The 15,066-nt window shown below is 65.3% G+C and carries 13 protein-coding genes and 1 tRNA gene; 10 read left to right on the top strand and 4 right to left on the bottom strand.

The window, feature by feature from the left end; genetic code table 11:
* Positions 1-88 precede the first annotated feature (88 nt).
* Together dnaK and dnaJ are read left to right on the top strand one after the other, a co-directional pair.
* Positions 89-2,014 (top strand): molecular chaperone DnaK, encoded by a 1,926-nt coding sequence (gene dnaK, locus WJU27_RS01520; protein WP_020165306.1) that lies wholly within the window; start codon positions 89-91, stop codon positions 2,012-2,014.
* Positions 2,015-2,119: 105 nt separating this feature from the next.
* Complete coding sequence (gene dnaJ, locus WJU27_RS01515; protein ID WP_019917486.1) at positions 2,120-3,253, top strand: molecular chaperone DnaJ; 1,134 nt, start codon at positions 2,120-2,122, stop codon at positions 3,251-3,253.
* A gap of 103 nt (positions 3,254-3,356) precedes the next feature.
* On the opposite strand, the gene WJU27_RS01510 is transcribed toward dnaJ, so the two are convergent.
* From WJU27_RS01510 to cysS, 3 genes are all read right to left on the bottom strand, one after another.
* A complete protein-coding gene (locus tag WJU27_RS01510; protein WP_341420928.1) occupies positions 3,357-5,222 on the bottom strand; it encodes a phosphoenolpyruvate carboxykinase (GTP) in 1,866 nt (621 codons plus the stop codon).
* Between the two features lie 267 nt (positions 5,223-5,489).
* The gene (locus WJU27_RS01505; protein ID WP_341420927.1) at positions 5,490-6,218 is read right to left on the bottom strand and encodes a Crp/Fnr family transcriptional regulator; all 729 of its coding nucleotides are present in this window, start codon (positions 6,216-6,218) and stop codon (positions 5,490-5,492) included.
* Positions 6,219-6,239: 21 nt separating this feature from the next.
* Positions 6,240-7,619, bottom strand: coding sequence for a cysteine--tRNA ligase (cysS, locus tag WJU27_RS01500; RefSeq protein ID WP_341420926.1), 1,380 nt, complete (start codon positions 7,617-7,619; stop codon positions 6,240-6,242).
* A 148-nt stretch (positions 7,620-7,767) separates the two neighbouring features.
* Here cysS and WJU27_RS01495 point away from each other — a divergent pair, with 148 nt between their 5' ends.
* From WJU27_RS01495 to WJU27_RS01470, 6 genes are read left to right on the top strand one after another with little or no spacing between them, the layout of a single operon-like run.
* Complete coding sequence (locus WJU27_RS01495; protein ID WP_341420925.1) at positions 7,768-8,907, top strand: nuclear transport factor 2 family protein; 1,140 nt, start codon at positions 7,768-7,770, stop codon at positions 8,905-8,907.
* A complete protein-coding gene (locus WJU27_RS01490) occupies positions 8,904-10,133 on the top strand; it encodes a L,D-transpeptidase family protein (protein ID WP_296812583.1) in 1,230 nt (409 codons plus the stop codon). Before WJU27_RS01495 ends, WJU27_RS01490 begins: the two co-directional genes overlap by 4 nt.
* A 55-nt stretch (positions 10,134-10,188) precedes the next feature.
* Positions 10,189-10,764 (top strand): peptidylprolyl isomerase, encoded by a 576-nt coding sequence (locus WJU27_RS01485; RefSeq protein WP_019917475.1) that lies wholly within the window; start codon positions 10,189-10,191, stop codon positions 10,762-10,764.
* 35 nt (positions 10,765-10,799) lie between these two features.
* Positions 10,800-11,288, top strand: a complete 489-nt coding sequence (locus WJU27_RS01480; protein ID WP_020165313.1) for a peptidylprolyl isomerase — start codon at positions 10,800-10,802, stop codon at positions 11,286-11,288.
* Between the two features lie 15 nt (positions 11,289-11,303).
* Positions 11,304-12,062 (top strand): UDP-2,3-diacylglucosamine diphosphatase, encoded by a 759-nt coding sequence (locus tag WJU27_RS01475; RefSeq protein WP_341420924.1) that lies wholly within the window; start codon positions 11,304-11,306, stop codon positions 12,060-12,062.
* Positions 12,063-12,073: 11 nt separating this feature from the next.
* On the top strand, positions 12,074-12,499 hold the full coding sequence (locus WJU27_RS01470; RefSeq protein WP_341420923.1) for a hypothetical protein: 426 nt from the start codon (positions 12,074-12,076) through the stop codon (positions 12,497-12,499).
* Positions 12,500-12,568: 69 nt separating this feature from the next.
* Here WJU27_RS01470 and WJU27_RS01465 read toward each other — a convergent pair.
* Positions 12,569-12,644 (bottom strand) — tRNA-Thr (locus WJU27_RS01465).
* Between the two features lie 142 nt (positions 12,645-12,786).
* Between WJU27_RS01465 and WJU27_RS01460 the strand changes: the two genes are divergently transcribed.
* Positions 12,787-14,307, top strand: a complete 1,521-nt coding sequence (locus tag WJU27_RS01460) for a hybrid sensor histidine kinase/response regulator (RefSeq protein WP_341420922.1) — start codon at positions 12,787-12,789, stop codon at positions 14,305-14,307.
* Positions 14,304-14,942 carry a response regulator gene (locus WJU27_RS01455; protein ID WP_019917469.1) on the top strand — a complete coding sequence of 213 codons (639 nt, stop codon included), beginning with the start codon at positions 14,304-14,306 and terminating at the stop codon, positions 14,940-14,942. Before WJU27_RS01460 ends, WJU27_RS01455 begins: the two co-directional genes overlap by 4 nt.
* Positions 14,943-15,066 lie beyond the last annotated feature (124 nt).

Here is a 15,066-nt window from a genome sequence, read left to right as displayed (position 1 = left end):
AAGCCCCTTGAAATGCAGGGGCAAACGCCCCACTTCGACCTCAGACAAGCTCTCTCCTCCAACCGCATATATATAGAGGACCCCGAACATGGGAAAAATCATCGGTATCGACCTGGGCACCACCAATAGCTGCGTTTCCGTGATGGAAGGCGGCAAGCCCAAGGTGATCGAGAACTCCGAAGGCGCGCGCACGACGCCGTCCATCGTCGCCTACACCGACGACGGCGAAATCCTCGTTGGCGCCTCGGCCAAGCGCCAGGCCGTCACCAACGCCGCCAACACGCTGTTCGCCGTCAAGCGCCTGATCGGCCGCCGCTTCGAAGAGAAGGAAGTGCAGAAGGACATCGCGCTGATGCCCTACAAGATCTCCAAGGCCGACAACGGCGACGCCTGGGTCGAGGTGCGCGGCAAGAAGATCGCGCCGCCGCAGGTGTCGGCCGAAGTGCTGCGCAAGATGAAGAAAACCGCCGAGGACTACCTGGGCGAGGAAGTGACCGAAGCCGTCATCACGGTGCCAGCCTACTTCAACGACAGCCAGCGTCAGGCCACCAAGGACGCCGGCCGCATCGCCGGTCTGGACGTGAAGCGCATCATCAACGAGCCGACCGCTGCCGCGCTCGCCTTCGGCATGGACAAGAAGCCGGGCGACTCCAAGATCGCCGTGTATGACCTCGGCGGCGGCACCTTCGACGTGTCCATCATCGAAATCGCTGACGTCGATGGCGAACACCAGTTCGAAGTGCTGGCCACCAACGGCGACACCTTCCTCGGCGGCGAGGACTTCGACCAGCGCATCATCGATTACGTGATCGACGAGTTCAAGAAGGACCAGGGCGTCGACCTGAAGAAGGACATCCTCGCGCTGCAACGCCTGAAGGAAGCCGCCGAAAAGGCCAAGATCGAACTGTCGTCCAGCGCGCAGACCGAAATCAACCTGCCCTACATCACTGCCGACGCGTCCGGCCCGAAGCACCTGGCGATCAAGATCACCCGCGCCAAATTCGAGTCGCTGGTGGAAGAGCTGATCGAGCGCTCGATCGAGCCCTGCCGCATCGCGCTGAAGGATTCGGGCGTCAAGATCGGCGACATCGACGACGTCATCCTGGTAGGCGGCATGACCCGCATGCCCAAGGTGCAGGAAAAGGTGCGCGAATTCTTCGGCAAGGAGCCGCGCAAGGACGTGAACCCGGATGAGGCGGTCGCTGTCGGCGCGTCCATCCAGGGCGGCGTGCTGCAGGGCGACGTCAAGGACGTGCTGCTGCTCGACGTGACCCCGCTGTCGCTGGGCATCGAGACGCTGGGCGGCGTCATGACCAAGATGATCCAGAAGAACACGACGGTGCCGACCAAGTTCAGCCAGACCTTCTCGACCGCCGACGACAACCAGCCGGCCGTGACCATCAAGGTCTACCAGGGCGAGCGCGAGATGGCATCGGGCAACAAGTCGCTCGGCGAATTCAACCTGGAAGGCATCGCCCCGGCGCCGCGCGGCATGCCGCAGATCGAGGTCACCTTCGACATCGACGCCAACGGCATCCTACACGTGTCGGCCAAGGACAAGGGCACGGGCAAGGAAAACAAGATCACCATCAAGGCGAACTCGGGTCTGTCGGAAGAAGAGATCCAGCGCATGGTGAAGGACGCCGAACTGCACGCCGAAGAAGACAAGCGCGCGCACGAGATGGCCGACGCCCGCAACCAGGCCGACGCGCTGGTCCATTCGACGCGCAAGGCCCTGGCCGAGCACGGCGACAAGGTCGACGCCGGCGAGAAGGAAAAGATCGAAGCCGCGCTGAAGGAAGTGGAAGAAGCCATCCGCTCCGGCGACAAGGAAGCGATCGACGCCAAGAGCGCCGCGCTGGCGACCGCCGCGCAGAAGCTGGGTGAAGCGATGTACGCCGAACAGCAGGCCGCGGCCGGTGAAGCTGCCGGCGGCGCTGCACCCGGCAGCCGCAAGGACGACGACGGCGACGTGGTCGATGCGGAATTCACCGAGGTGAAGGACAAGAAGTAAGCTGCGCTCCCGACGCTGACAGCGAGCAGTTCAACGACCGAGGCACAGCGCGGCAGGAGCCCTTCCTGACGCGCTGTGCCTTTGGCGCATCTGTGGTGAAAACGAATGGCGAAGAAAGATTTTTACGACATCCTGGGCGTCAACCGCGACGCCTCCGATGACGAGATCAAGAAGGCTTACCGCAAGCTGGCGATGAAGTACCACCCGGACCGCAATCCGGACAGCAAGGAAGCCGAGGACAAGTTCAAGGAAGCGAAGGAAGCCTACGAAATCCTGTCCGACGGACAGAAACGTGCGGCCTACGACCAGTATGGACACGCCGGCGTCGACCCGAACATGGGTGGCGGTGCAGGCGGTGGCCAGGGCTTCGGCGGTTTCGGCGACGCCTTCGGCGACATCTTCGGCGAAATCTTCGGCAACCAGGGCGGACGCGGCGGCGGCCGCAGCGGCGTCTATCGCGGCGCCGACCTGCGCTACAACCTCGAAGTGTCGCTCGAAGAGGCGGCGCGCGGCACCGACACGCGCATCCGCATCCCGACCATGGACGACTGCGGCACCTGCGGCGGCACCGGCGCCAAGCCGGGCACCAAGCCGGTCACCTGCACTACCTGCAACGGTGTCGGACAGGTGCGCATGCAGCAGGGCTTCTTCTCTATCCAGCAGACCTGCCCGAAGTGCCACGGCACCGGCAAGATGGTGAAGGATCCGTGCAATGACTGCCACGGCGCCGGGCGCGTCAAGGGCAGCAAGACGCTGCAGGTGAAGATTCCGGCCGGCATCGACGAGGGCGACCGCATCCGCCTGGCCGGCGAAGGCGAGCGCGGCCAGGGCGGCGGTCCGGCCGGCGACCTGTACGTGCAGATCCACATCAAGCCGCACACCGTGTTCCAGCGCGAAGGCGACGACCTGCACTGCGAAATGCCGATCGGCTTCGCCACGGCCGCGCTGGGCGGCGAGATCGAAATCCCGACGCTGGATGGCGCAGCCAAGATCAAGATCCCGGCCGAAACCCAGTCGGGCAAGGTGTTCCGCCTGCGCGGAAAAGGCATCAAGGGCGTGCGCAGCAGCTATCCGGGCGACCTGATGTGCCACGTCGTGGTCGAGACGCCGGTGAACCTGACGGCACGTCAGCGCGAACTGCTGAAGGAATTCGACGACATCAACCGCAGCGACGAGGCGAGCCACAGCCCGCGAGCCAAGTCGTGGATGGACAAGATGAAGGATTTCTTCGCCGGCTGACGCAGGCAGCACGCCCAATGAAAAAGCCCGCACAAGCGGGCTTTTTCATTGGCGAAGCCGGCAACTGCCGACCGCGGCACCCCCGCGGTCGGTAAGCACCTGATCAGGCAGCCAGCTTTTTCGCGATCTGCGCTTTCACTGCGGCCAGCGCCTCAGGCAGGCGGTGCTGCAGGCGATCGAACAGTTCGTCGTGCAGCGCGATCTCCTGCTGCCAGGCGGCCACGTCGATCGAGGTGATGCGCTCGAACAGTTCGCGGCTGAACTCGGTGCCGGCCCAGCTCAGGTCGTCGTAGCGCGGGCTGGTACCGAACAGGTGTTCGGCACCGTCGGCGCCACCGGCCACGCGGTCCAGCATCCACTTCAGCACGCGCATGTTCTCGCCGAAGCCCGGCCACACGAACTTGCCGTTGTCGTCGGTGCGGAACCAGTTCACGCAGAAGATGCGCGGCAGCGCGCCGCCCTGCGCGGACAGGTTCTGGCCGAGCTTGAGCCAGTGCGCAAAGTAGTCGCTCATGTTGTAGCCGCAGAAGGGCAGCATGGCGAACGGGTCGCGGCGCACCACGCCCTGCTGGCCAGCGGCCGCAGCGGTGGTTTCCGAACCCATGGTTGCAGCCATGTAGACGCCTTCGATCCAGTTGCGCGCCTCGGTCACCAGCGGCACCGTGGTCGAACGACGACCGCCGAAGATGAAGGCCGAGATCGGCACGCCGGCCGGATCGTCCCAGGCCGGGTCGATGACCGGGTTCTGGGTGGCGGCCACGGTGAAGCGGGCGTTCGGGTGAGCGGCCTTGGCGCCGGTCTGCTTGGCGATTTCAGGCGTCCAGTCCTTGCCCTGCCAGTCGGTCAGATGCGCCGGCGGCGTTTTCGTCATGCCTTCCCACCAGACGTCGCCGTCGTCGGTCAACGCGACATTGGTGAAGATGGTGTCGGAACGCAGCGAAGCCATGCAGTTGGCATTGGTGCTGTCGTTGGTGCCGGGGGCGACGCCGAAGTAGCCGGCTTCCGGGTTGATCGCGTACAGGCGGCCGTCCTTGCCCGGCTTGATCCAGGCGATGTCGTCGCCGATGGTGGTCACCTTCCAGCCCTCGAAACCCTTGGGCGGGATGAGCATCGCGAAATTGGTCTTGCCGCAGGCCGACGGGAAGGCGGCCGCGACGTAGTGCTTCTCGCCCTGCGGGTTCTGCACGCCGAGGATGAGCATGTGTTCGGCCAGCCAGCCTTCGTCGCGGCCCATGGTCGAGGCGATGCGCAGCGCGAAGCACTTCTTGCCGAGCAGTGCGTTGCCGCCGTAGCCGGAACCGAAACTCCAGATTTCGCGGGTTTCCGGGTAATGCACGATGTACTTGGTCGCGTTGCACGGCCACGGCACGTCCTGCTCGCCGGCGGCCAGCGGCTTGCCGACGGTGTGCACGCAGGGCACGTACTCGCCGTCCTCGCCCAGCACGTCGTAAACGGCCTTGCCCATGCGGGTCATGATGCGCATGTTGACGGCGACATAGGGCGAATCGGACAGCTCGATGCCGATCTGCGAAATGTGCGAACCGAGCGGACCCATCGAGAACGGCACGACGTACATCGTGCGGCCGCGCATGCAGCCGTCGAACAGGCCGTTCAGCGTCTGCCGCATTTCGGCCGGGGCCATCCAGTTGTTGGTCGGGCCGGCGTCTTCCTGGCGTTCGGAACAGATGAAGGTGCGGTCTTCGACGCGCGCCACGTCGGACGGGTCGGACCAGGCGAGATAGGAATTCGGGCGCTTCTCGGGGTTCAGGCGGCGCATGGTGCCGACGGCGACCATGTCGGCGCACAGGCGGTCGTACTCCTCCTGCGAACCATCACACCAGTGGATCGCGGCGGGCTTGGTCAGCGCAGCGATCTCGGCAACCCATTTCACCAGCTTGCGGTTTTTGACCCAGGCCGGAACGGGGATCTCTCCGGAGTTCAGCTGCTCCGGCGACAGGACGACTTTCATTGCGACGCTCTCCAAAATCCACCGGAATCGGACAAGGGTGGTAACCATTGCCGTCCCGGTTCGACGGTTGAAACAGACTCGGCATCCACCGGGTAGGTGTATGCGTCGGACCCTGCTGACCGCCGACTGCGCCTGCGGTCATCCTTACGGAGGTCGCACTTTAACCATAACGGGGTCTTATGTCTGCTATAAGAGTCACGAATGATGCGATTTGTTCAGGCGCAGCAGGTCCTGCCTAAGAAAGGCATTGCATTCGGCAACGTTGGATCAGTTTTCTTGATCGTGCGCCGCAAGAAGTGCGGCGAGACCTGAAGCGTCGATGCGCCAGTGGTAGCGGCTGTCCGCGTCAGTGAGCAGGTTGCTGCGTCGCAACAATCCGAGCGCACGACTGGCCGATTCCGGGGCGACGCCGAGGATGGCGCCGATGTCTTCCAGACTGAGGCGGATCGCCCTGCCAGGCGCCTCTTCGGTGCGCAGTCGCAGCAGCAGGCGCGCCACCCGCGTCTTCACGTCGGCGTGTCCGGCGGCCAGTTCGGCCAGCCAGGCGTCCGCTTCGGCCAGTGCGGCGTACCAGTGCTCGAACAGCGGCTTCTGCAGTCGCGGCGTTTCCCGATTGAGGCGTTCAACCAGCGTGCGCGGGATGCGGCAGATCTTGGTCGGCGCCAGCGTGATCGCCGTGTGATCGTAGCCGGGCCGTACCAGCGCTTCGAGGCCGCACACGTCGCCCGGCCGCAGCACGCGCAGGATGCGCTGGTTGCCGTCGTTGCTGTAGCGCACCAGCTTGATCGCGCCGGCGCGCAACGTGAACAGCCAGTCGCCATGGGCGCCGGCGTGATAGATGACGGCGCTGGAGGGGTAATCCAGGTCGTCTATCTGCTCATGCAGAAGCGCGAAATCGGCCTCCACCAGGTCGGCGAACAGCACCGACTGGCGGATGCTGCAGCCTTCGCAGTCACTGTGGCCGTTCCACGCCGATTTGATCGTGATCGCACGCATGCCCGACTGCAAAACTCCATGTTACGCACGGCGCCAGGTCGTTCCAGCGGCCGAATCTTCGAGGATGACGCCCTGCTGCTTCAGTTCGTCGCGCACGCGGTCGGCGGTCGCGAAGTCGCGTGCCTTCTTGGCCGCCACCCGTTGCGCGATCAATGCCTCGATCTGCGCGTCATCCAGACCGCCAGCCTGTGCACGGCCTTTGAGGAAGTCTTCGGGAGAACGTTCCAGCAGACCGAGCACCCCGGCCAGCGCGCGCAGTTCGCCCGCCACCCCTGCGTCGCCGCTGCGGTTGGCTTCGGCCGACAGGTCGAACAGCACCGCCATCGCTTCGGGCGTGTTGAAATCGTCGTCCATCGCTGTGCGGAAGCGGCTGCCTGCCGGCGTCGACCAGTCAGGCGCACGGCTGACGGGCGGCACGTTCTTCAGTGTCGTATAAAGTCGGGTCAGTGCGCCGCGCGCGTCGTCGAGATGGGCGTCGGAGTAATTGAGCGGGCTGCGGTAATGGGCGCGCAGAATGAAGAAGCGCACCACCTCGGCGTCGTACTTCTGCAGCACCTCGCGGATGGTGAAGAAGTTGCCCAGCGACTTCGACATCTTCTCGTCGTCGACGCGGACGAAACCGTTGTGCATCCAGTAGTTGACGAAGGTGTGGCCGTGCGCGCCCTCGCTCTGGGCGATCTCGTTCTCGTGGTGCGGGAACTGCAGGTCGGCGCCACCGCCGTGGATGTCGAACTGGTCGCCGAGCAGCTGCGAACTCATGGCCGAGCACTCGATGTGCCAGCCCGGGCGGCCGTCGCCCCACGGTGACGCCCACTTCGCCTCGGCCGGCTCGGCCGGCTTGGCGTGCTTCCAAAGCACGAAATCGAGCGGGTCCTGCTTGTCGTCGATCACATCGACGCGCTCGCCGGCACGCAGGTCGTCGAGCGACTTGCCCGACAGCTTGCCGTAGCCGTCGAACTTGCGGACGCTGTAGTTCACGTCGCCGCTGGCCGCGCGATAGGCCAGGCCCTTCTGCTCCAGGCGCTGGATCAGCGACTGCATCTGCGGCACGAATTCGGTGGCGCGCGGCTCGTGATCCGGTCGCAGCACGCCCAGCGCATCCGCGTCCTCGTGCATCGCGGCGATGAAGCGGTCGGTCAGCGCGCGCATCGTTTCACCGTTCTCGGCCGCCCGCTTGATGATCTTGTCGTCGATGTCGGTGATGTTGCGGACGTAGGTGACCTGATAATCCGCTGCGCGCAGCCAGCGCGTCACCATGTCGAACACGACCATCACGCGGGCGTGGCCGAGGTGGCAGTAGTCGTACACAGTCATGCCGCACACGTACATGCGCACCCGGCCGGGTTCGATCGGAACGAAATCCTGCTTCTCGCGGGTGAGGGTGTTGTAAATCTTGAGCATGGCTGGCCGTAAATCGGGAGGGCTGCGAAGAGGAAGACCCGCTCTGCGGGCAAGTACTCGAATCAGACGCAACGACAGGACGCCGGCACGCCTTCTTGATAAGATCCGGGGTTGTCAAACGACGCATTCACGCCAAAAAGTCTAACACATGGCCTTTACGCACCGCTCCGCCTCCCGCCTCGTTTCCAGCCTGATCGCCGGCCTGATGATGCTGTGCGCATCGGTCTCACCGGTCTTCGCCGACAGCATCCAGGAAGCGGAACAGCTATTGCGCCTGAAGCAGCCGCAACAGGCGCTTGAAAAGATCGACATCTACCTTGCGCAGCGACCGCGCGATCCGCAGGGCCGTTTCTTCAAGGGCCTCATCCTGACCGAACTGGGCAAGATCCCGGAGGCGACCCTGGTATTCCAGAAGCTGACCGAGGACTACCCGGAGCTGCCCGAGCCCTACAACAACCTGGCTGTGCTGTACGCGCAGCAGAAGCAGTACGACAAGGCCAAGACCGCGCTCGAAATGGCGATCCGCACCCATCCGAGCTACGCGGTGGCGCACGAGAACCTCGGCGACATCTACGCCCGCATGGCGACGCAGGCCTACGACCGCGCGCTGCAGCTCGATTCGTCGAACAAGGCGGCACAGAGCAAGCTGAACCTGATCCGCGAAATGGTCGGCAACGGCAGTCGTGGCAACCAGAAGCCACGCGCCATTGCGCCGATCGCCGCCGCGCCGTCGACACCGACCGCCACGCCGGCACCGGCTGCTCCGCCCGCGCCGAGCACGCCGGCAGCTCCGGCAGCTCCGGCGAAGCAGCCCGAGGCGGCCAAACCCGCCGAAGCACCGAAACCGCCGGCACCGACCGCTGCCGCACCCGCGCCCGTACCGGCACCCGCCGCCGCAGTGCCGGCACCCGCGCCAAAGGCGGACGTTCGGGCGGCCACTGTGCCGCCGGTCGCGGAACTCACCCGCACCGTGCAGGACTGGGCGGCCGCTTGGTCGCGCAAGGATGTGAAGAGCTACCTTGGCTATTACGCGGCCGACTTCAAGGTACCGGACGGCAAACCCCGCGGTGCCTGGGAAACCGAGCGCCGGTCGCGCATCGCCAAGCCGGGCGCAATCGAGGTCCGCGTCGAGAACGTGAAGGTGAAGTCGGTCGCCGCAGACCGTGCCGACGCCACGTTCCGCCAGCACTACAAGGCGGTCGGCCTGAAGACAAGCACGACCAAGACGCTGACGCTGGTGCGCCGCGACGGCCGCTGGCTGATCCAGCAGGAGCGGGTCGGCGGATGAGCACGGCCCCGGTCGCCCGCAGCCGCGCGCTCACACGCGTACTGCGCAACGCCCTTTTCCTGTCCTCGCTGTGCGTGCCGCTGGCCATCGGCTCCGGCCAGTCGGGAAATGCTGTCCGCTATTCCGACAGCGGTCCCGAACCGATGCTCGAACAGGTGTTCCGACAGATCGAGAGCAAGCGGCTCGACCTCGCGCTGGAACAGGTCGATGCCCTGCTCCACATCTGGCCGAACTTCCGTCTCGCCCACCTGATACGCGGCGATCTGCTGATGGCGCGCGCCAGCGCGCTGACGACGATAGGCAATGCGCCGAATGCGCCGGCCGAGCGCCTGGCCGACCTGCGCGACGAGGCGATCGCGCGCATCCGCGCCTACCGCGACAAGCCGCCGGTCGATCGCGTACCGCGCTACCTGATGCAATTGCCGGCAGACCAGCGCCACGCGCTGGTGGTCGATGCGCGCCGTTCGCGCCTCTACCTGTACGAGAACGTCGACGGCAAGCCGCGCTTCGTGGCCGACTGGTATGTATCGCACGGTCGCCTCGGCATCGAGAAAATGCGCGAGGGCGACAAGAAGACGCCGCTGGGCGTCTATCAGGTGACCGGCTTCCTGCCGCCGGAGAAGCTGACCGATTTCTATGGCGCGGGCGCATTGCCGATCAACTATCCGAACGCCTGGGACCGCAAGCAGGGCCGCAACGGCCACGGCATCTGGCTGCATGGTGTGCCGTCGGACACCTTCTCGCGTCCGCCGCGTGCCTCGGACGGCTGTGTCGTGCTGGCCAATCCCGATTTCCAGGCGCTGAACAAGTATGTACAGGGCGCGCCGGTACCGGTGGTCATCAGCGATCAGGTCGAATGGCTGACGCTGGACGACTGGCAGGCGGAGCGGGCCGAGTTCAACCGCGCGCTGGAACAGTGGCGCGTCGACTGGGAAAGCCGCGACACCGACCGCCTGCTGTCGCACTACTCGCCGCAGTTCAGCGCCGACGGCAAGAACTTCGACGCCTTCGCGAAGAACAAGCGCGAGGTGAATGCGGCGAAGAAATGGATCAAGGTCGGCGTGCGCAATCTGAGCACCTTCCGCAATCCCGGCCGGGACCACCTGGTGGTCGTCACCTTCGAACAGGACTACCGCAGCGACAATCTGAGCAACGTGATGCGCAAGCAGCAGTACTGGCAGAAGGAAAACGGCCGCTGGCGCATCGTCTTCGAGGGCTCGGCCTGAACCGGCCGCCGCTCCACCTGTCTTTCACGCTTCCCACCCACACGGAGTCACCCGCATGAAGAAGTTCCTGTTCGGCCTGCTGGCCGGCCTGCTGCCGCTGTTCGCCCTCGCCGCCAACCCGCAGGTCGAAATGAAGACCAGCCAGGGCACCATCGTGATCGAGCTGTTCCCGGAAGCCGCCCCGGCCACGGTCGACAATTTCGTCGAATATGTCAAAGCTGGTTTCTACGACGGTCTGATCTTCCATCGCGTGATCAACGGCTTCATGATTCAGGGCGGCGGTTTCGATCCGCAGATGAACCAGAAGGCCACCCGGGCGCCGGTGAAGAACGAGGCGCAACGGGCGCTCGACAAGGGCGTGCGCAATGCGCCGGGCACGCTGGCGATGGCACGCACCAACGACCCGCACTCGGCGACGGCGCAGTTCTTCATCAATCTGGTCGATAACCGCATGCTCGACTACCCGTCACGCGACGGCTATGGCTATACCGCATTCGCCAAGGTGATCAAGGGCATGGAAGTCGTGAACAACATCGCCACGGTGCGCACCGGCAACGCCGGCATGCACCAGGACGTGCCGCTGACGCCGGTGGTCATCCAGTCCGTCCGCGTCCTCGAAGCCAAACCCTGACCGCCGCGCCAGCGGCCCCAACCGGAGAACACAACATGGTCAAACTGCACACCAATCACGGCGTCATCACGCTCGAACTGGACGCCGAAAAGGCCCCGCAGACGGTGGCCAACTTCCTCGCCTACGTCGAGGCCGGCCACTACAACAACACCATCTTCCACCGCGTGATCGGCAATTTCATGATCCAGGGCGGCGGCTTCGAGCCCGGCATGAAGCAGAAGGACACCCAGGCCCCGATCAAGAACGAAGCCGGCAACGGCCTTTCGAACACGGTCGGCACCATCGCCATGGCGCGCACTTCCGACCCGCATTCCGCGACTGCCCAGTTCTTCATCAACGTCGGCGACAACCTGTTTCTCGACAAGGAACAGTCGCAGGACGGCTGGGGCTACTGCGTGTTCGGCCGCGTTACCGAAGGCATGGACGTGGTAAACAAGATCAAGGGCGTGGCCACCGGCCGCTCCGGCTTCCACCAGGACGTGCCGAAGGAAGACGTGGTGATCGAACGCGCCGAAGTGGCGTAACACCGCGTGCGTGGCATGGACCTGCTCTGTTCCGATCTTCATCTGTCCGCCGCCACGCCTGCACTGAACGCGGCCTTCGTGGCCTTGCTCGAAGGCCGCGCGCGCGACGCGCAGCGCGTGTTCCTGCTCGGCGATCTGTTCGAGGCCTGGGCCGGCGACGAGGACGTCGACGACCCCGCTGTGCGTCCGGTGATCCGTGCTCTGCGGGCGCTGCACGAGCGCGGCATCGAACTGCACGTGCTGCCTGGCAATCGCGACTTCCTGCTCGGCGCGGGCTTCACCGCGGCCACCGGTGCGCGCATCCACGGCGACTGGCTGATTGCCGACATCGGCGACGAACCGACGCTGCTGCTGCACGGCGACACGCTGTGCACCGACGACCTGCCCTACATGCAGTTCCGCGCCATGGTGCGCAACCCGCAATGGCAGACCGCCTTCCTCGCCAAGCCGCTGGCCGAGCGCCACGCGATCGCCGAGGACATGCGCCGGCGCAGCAAGGAAGCCACGGCCGGCAAGGGCGAATACCTGATGGACGCCAACGCCGACGCGATCGCATCGATGTTCCGCCACCACGACGTCGCGCGGATGATCCACGGCCACACACACCGGCCGGCCCGTCATCTGCACGAAGTCGATGGCGGCGCCTGCGTGCGCCACGTGCTGGCCGACTGGCGCGACCGCGCCTGCTGGTTCGAGGCCGACGGCAGCGGCCTGCGCGCCTTCACCACCGACGATGCGGGCGCGCCGTTGCCGGACGCCCGCTACACCGCTTGAGGAGACCTCAGATGAGCACTTCCGAACTGCGCATCCGCCTGGCTGCCGACGGCCGCATCGAGTGCCGCAAGGGCGATGCGGCGCCGGCGATCACGCTGGACCCGGACTTCTTCGGCAATCCCGAGTCGGCCGAGGCCCAGCGCGCACTCGGCCGCTTCGTGTTCGCCGTGCTGCAGGGCGTCACGCCTGCGGCCGACGCAGACACCCCAGCAGCCGCCGACCCGAGCAGCCCGGACGCGCTGTACCAGAACTTCGTCGCGCTGCAGAGCGAAGCGATGAAGAACTACTCGGCCAACATGCTGGCCATGGCCGAACAGGCGCTGCAGCAGTCGGCCGCCGCCGGCTTCGGACCGGCCGTCGAGGCAATGAAGGACTGGCCGTCGATCCGCACGGTCGCCGACATGCTGATCGCGCGCGGACCGGAACAGAAGAACTGAGCGCCCAGCTGAACGCAGCGGCGACGCATGTGAAAAAGGCCGATTCGAAGGAATCGGCCTTTTCTTTATTGGTGCCGCTTGTCGGAATCGAACTGACGACCTACCGCTTACAAGGCGGTTGCTCTACCAACTGAGCTAAAGCGGCGAGTCGCGGATTATATCGCTGCCGTCGCCTGTCGCGGCGCTGTCGCTGCGCAATGTGCATGGATTAAACTGCAGGACACTACAACAATGCCTTCGCGCGTCAGCGTGGCGAGCCGTTCGCCGCGGACGAAGGCCCTGATCCGATGCCCGATCCCGTCACGCCTGTTCTGACCGCCCAGCGCACGCTCGATGTCCTGCTGATCGAGGACTCCGAAGACGACGCGGTGCTGCTGCTGCATCGCTTCCGTCAGGCCGGCTACACCGTGCGCTCGATCCGTGTCGAGGACGAGAAGGGGCTGCGCGCCGCGTTGCGCTCGGCTTCCTGGGATGTCGTGCTGTCCGACCACAACATGCCGCAGTTCTCGGCCATGGCGGCGCTGGGCATCCTGCAGGAACTGGGGCTGGATCTGCCCTTCATCATCGTGTCCGGCGTGATCGAGGAAGACATCGCCGTGTCGGCGATGCGCGCCGGCGCCCACGATTACCTGAGCAAGACCAATCTCGACCGCCTGGTGCCGGCGGTCGAGCGCGAAATGCGCGAAGCGCGCAACCGCGCCGAGCGGCACAGCGCGCTCGACGCCGTGCGCGACAGCGAAGCACGCTTCCGTGCGCTGGCGGCCAACATCCCCGGCATGGTGTTCCAGCTGCTGCGCCACGACGACGGCGGCTGGCGCTTCCTGTTCGTCAGTGACGGTTGTCTCGCCCTGCTCGCGCTGAAGCCGTCGGAACTGATCGCCCAACCCGGCCGCTTCCTCGAAATGGTGCTGCCGGAGGACATGCCGGAACTGAACCGCGCAATGAAGCAGTCGGCGCAGTCGCAGTCCACGGTGAACTGGGAAGGCCGCATCCGGCTGCCGGACGGCGACGTGAAATGGGTGAACCTGCGCTCGTCGCCGCGGCTGCTCGCCTCCGGCGTACCGATCTGGGAAGGCATCGTTTCCAACATCACGCAGAGCAAGCTGACCGAGCGCGAATTGCGTCAGTCGCGCGGCCAGCTGGCCGAGCTGTCGTCGCACCTGCAGATCGCGAAAGAGGAGGAACGCGAACGGATCGCGCGCGACATCCACGACGAACTGGGCGGCCTGCTGGTGGCGCTGAAATTCGAGGTGTCGCTGCTGGCGAACAAGACTGCCGCCGACCCGGAAGCCATCCGCGCGCGTTCGCAGAGCATGGGCAAGCTGGTGGATGACGCGATCACCACGGTCGGCCGCATCGCGCGCGAACTGCGTCCGGGCATCCTGAAGGAGTTCGGACTGGCCCCGGCGATCGAGAGCCATGCCGAGGATTTTTCCGCACGCACCGGCCTGCAGTGCGAACTGTTGTGCATCGATCACGACATCGCGCCGGACGAGGAGACGGCGATCGCGCTGTTCCGCGTATTCCAGGAGGCGCTGACCAATGTGTCCAAGCACGCTCAGGCGCACAAGGTCGAAGTCAGGTTGACGCAGGAAGACGACGACATCGTGCTGGAAATCGCCGACGATGGTCGCGGTCTTGCGCCCGCCGATCTGAACAAGCCCAAATCATTCGGCCTGCGCGGCATACGCGAGCGGGTCGCCCACCTGAACGGCCGCTTCGAGGCGAGCGGCCGCGACGGCGGCGGCACCCGGCTGCTGCTGCGTGTACCGGCCTGCCGCCGCACCGTACTGGAGTTCGCACGATGAGCAGCATCCGCATCCTGATCGCCGACGACCACGCCATCGTGCGTTCGGGTCTGCGCCAGATCCTGTCCGACAGCCCCGACCTGGTGGTCACCGGCGAGGCCGAGAACGGCGTCGAGGCCATGCACAAGCTGCGCGACGGCAGCTTCGACATGGTGCTGATGGACGTGTCCATGCCCGACCGCAACGGCATCGACACCCTGAAACTCGTGCGCAAGGAGTTTCCCAAGCTGCCGGTGCTGGTGCTGTCGATGCATCCGGAAGACCAGTACGCCATCCGCGCGCTGAAGGCCGGCGCCTCCGGCTACCTGACCAAGCAGAGTGCGCCGGAGCAGCTGGTGACCGCCATCCGTCAGGTCGCCAGCGGCAAGAAGTACGTGTCGCCGACACTGGCGATGGAGCTGGCCAACGCCATCACCGACGACAGCGAGCGCCCGCCGCACGAAAAGCTGTCTGACCGCGAGTACCAGACGCTGGTGATGATCGCGTCGGGCAAGACGCTGACGCAGATCGGCGAAGAACTGAATCTGAGCGTCAAGACGGTCAGCGTCTATCGCGCCCGGTTGCTGGAGAAGATGCGCATGAAGAACAACGCCGAACTGACCCACTACGGGCTGAAGCATGGTCTGGTCGACTGAATATGGGCTGCGCCAGCGTTGCAGCGCCCGGTGACAAATTTCGCACGGCTTTCCCCTAAAGGCCGCAGGGCGATTGCCGTAGTTTGCATTCGTTACAAACCGTAAATAGTCCGCACATGTCAGA

It is taken from the genome of Methyloversatilis sp. NSM2, from assembly GCF_038066675.1.
GTDB classification, from domain to species: Bacteria; Pseudomonadota; Gammaproteobacteria; order Burkholderiales; family Rhodocyclaceae; genus Methyloversatilis; species Methyloversatilis discipulorum_A.
The sequence above is the reverse complement of the archived record's forward strand: the minus strand, read 5'-3'. Positions and strand labels throughout refer to the sequence as shown.

Excerpts from the sequence above, each read along its gene's own strand:
- dnaK (WP_020165306.1), top strand. The coding sequence starts at position 89 with ATGGGAAAAATCATCGGTATCGACCTGGGCACCACCAATAGCTGCGTT.
- dnaJ (WP_019917486.1), top strand. The coding sequence starts at position 2,120 with ATGGCGAAGAAAGATTTTTACGACATCCTGGGCGTCAACCGCGACGCC.
- WJU27_RS01510 (WP_341420928.1), bottom strand. The coding sequence starts at position 5,222 with ATGAAAGTCGTCCTGTCGCCGGAGCAGCTGAACTCCGGAGAGATCCCC.
- WJU27_RS01505 (WP_341420927.1), bottom strand. The coding sequence starts at position 6,218 with ATGCGTGCGATCACGATCAAATCGGCGTGGAACGGCCACAGTGACTGC.
- cysS (WP_341420926.1), bottom strand. The coding sequence starts at position 7,619 with ATGCTCAAGATTTACAACACCCTCACCCGCGAGAAGCAGGATTTCGTT.
- WJU27_RS01495 (WP_341420925.1), top strand. The coding sequence starts at position 7,768 with ATGGCCTTTACGCACCGCTCCGCCTCCCGCCTCGTTTCCAGCCTGATC.
- WJU27_RS01490 (WP_296812583.1), top strand. The coding sequence starts at position 8,904 with ATGAGCACGGCCCCGGTCGCCCGCAGCCGCGCGCTCACACGCGTACTG.
- WJU27_RS01485 (WP_019917475.1), top strand. The coding sequence starts at position 10,189 with ATGAAGAAGTTCCTGTTCGGCCTGCTGGCCGGCCTGCTGCCGCTGTTC.
- WJU27_RS01480 (WP_020165313.1), top strand. The coding sequence starts at position 10,800 with ATGGTCAAACTGCACACCAATCACGGCGTCATCACGCTCGAACTGGAC.
- WJU27_RS01475 (WP_341420924.1), top strand. The coding sequence starts at position 11,304 with ATGGACCTGCTCTGTTCCGATCTTCATCTGTCCGCCGCCACGCCTGCA.
- WJU27_RS01470 (WP_341420923.1), top strand. The coding sequence starts at position 12,074 with ATGAGCACTTCCGAACTGCGCATCCGCCTGGCTGCCGACGGCCGCATC.
- WJU27_RS01460 (WP_341420922.1), top strand. The coding sequence starts at position 12,787 with ATGCCCGATCCCGTCACGCCTGTTCTGACCGCCCAGCGCACGCTCGAT.
- WJU27_RS01455 (WP_019917469.1), top strand. The coding sequence starts at position 14,304 with ATGAGCAGCATCCGCATCCTGATCGCCGACGACCACGCCATCGTGCGT.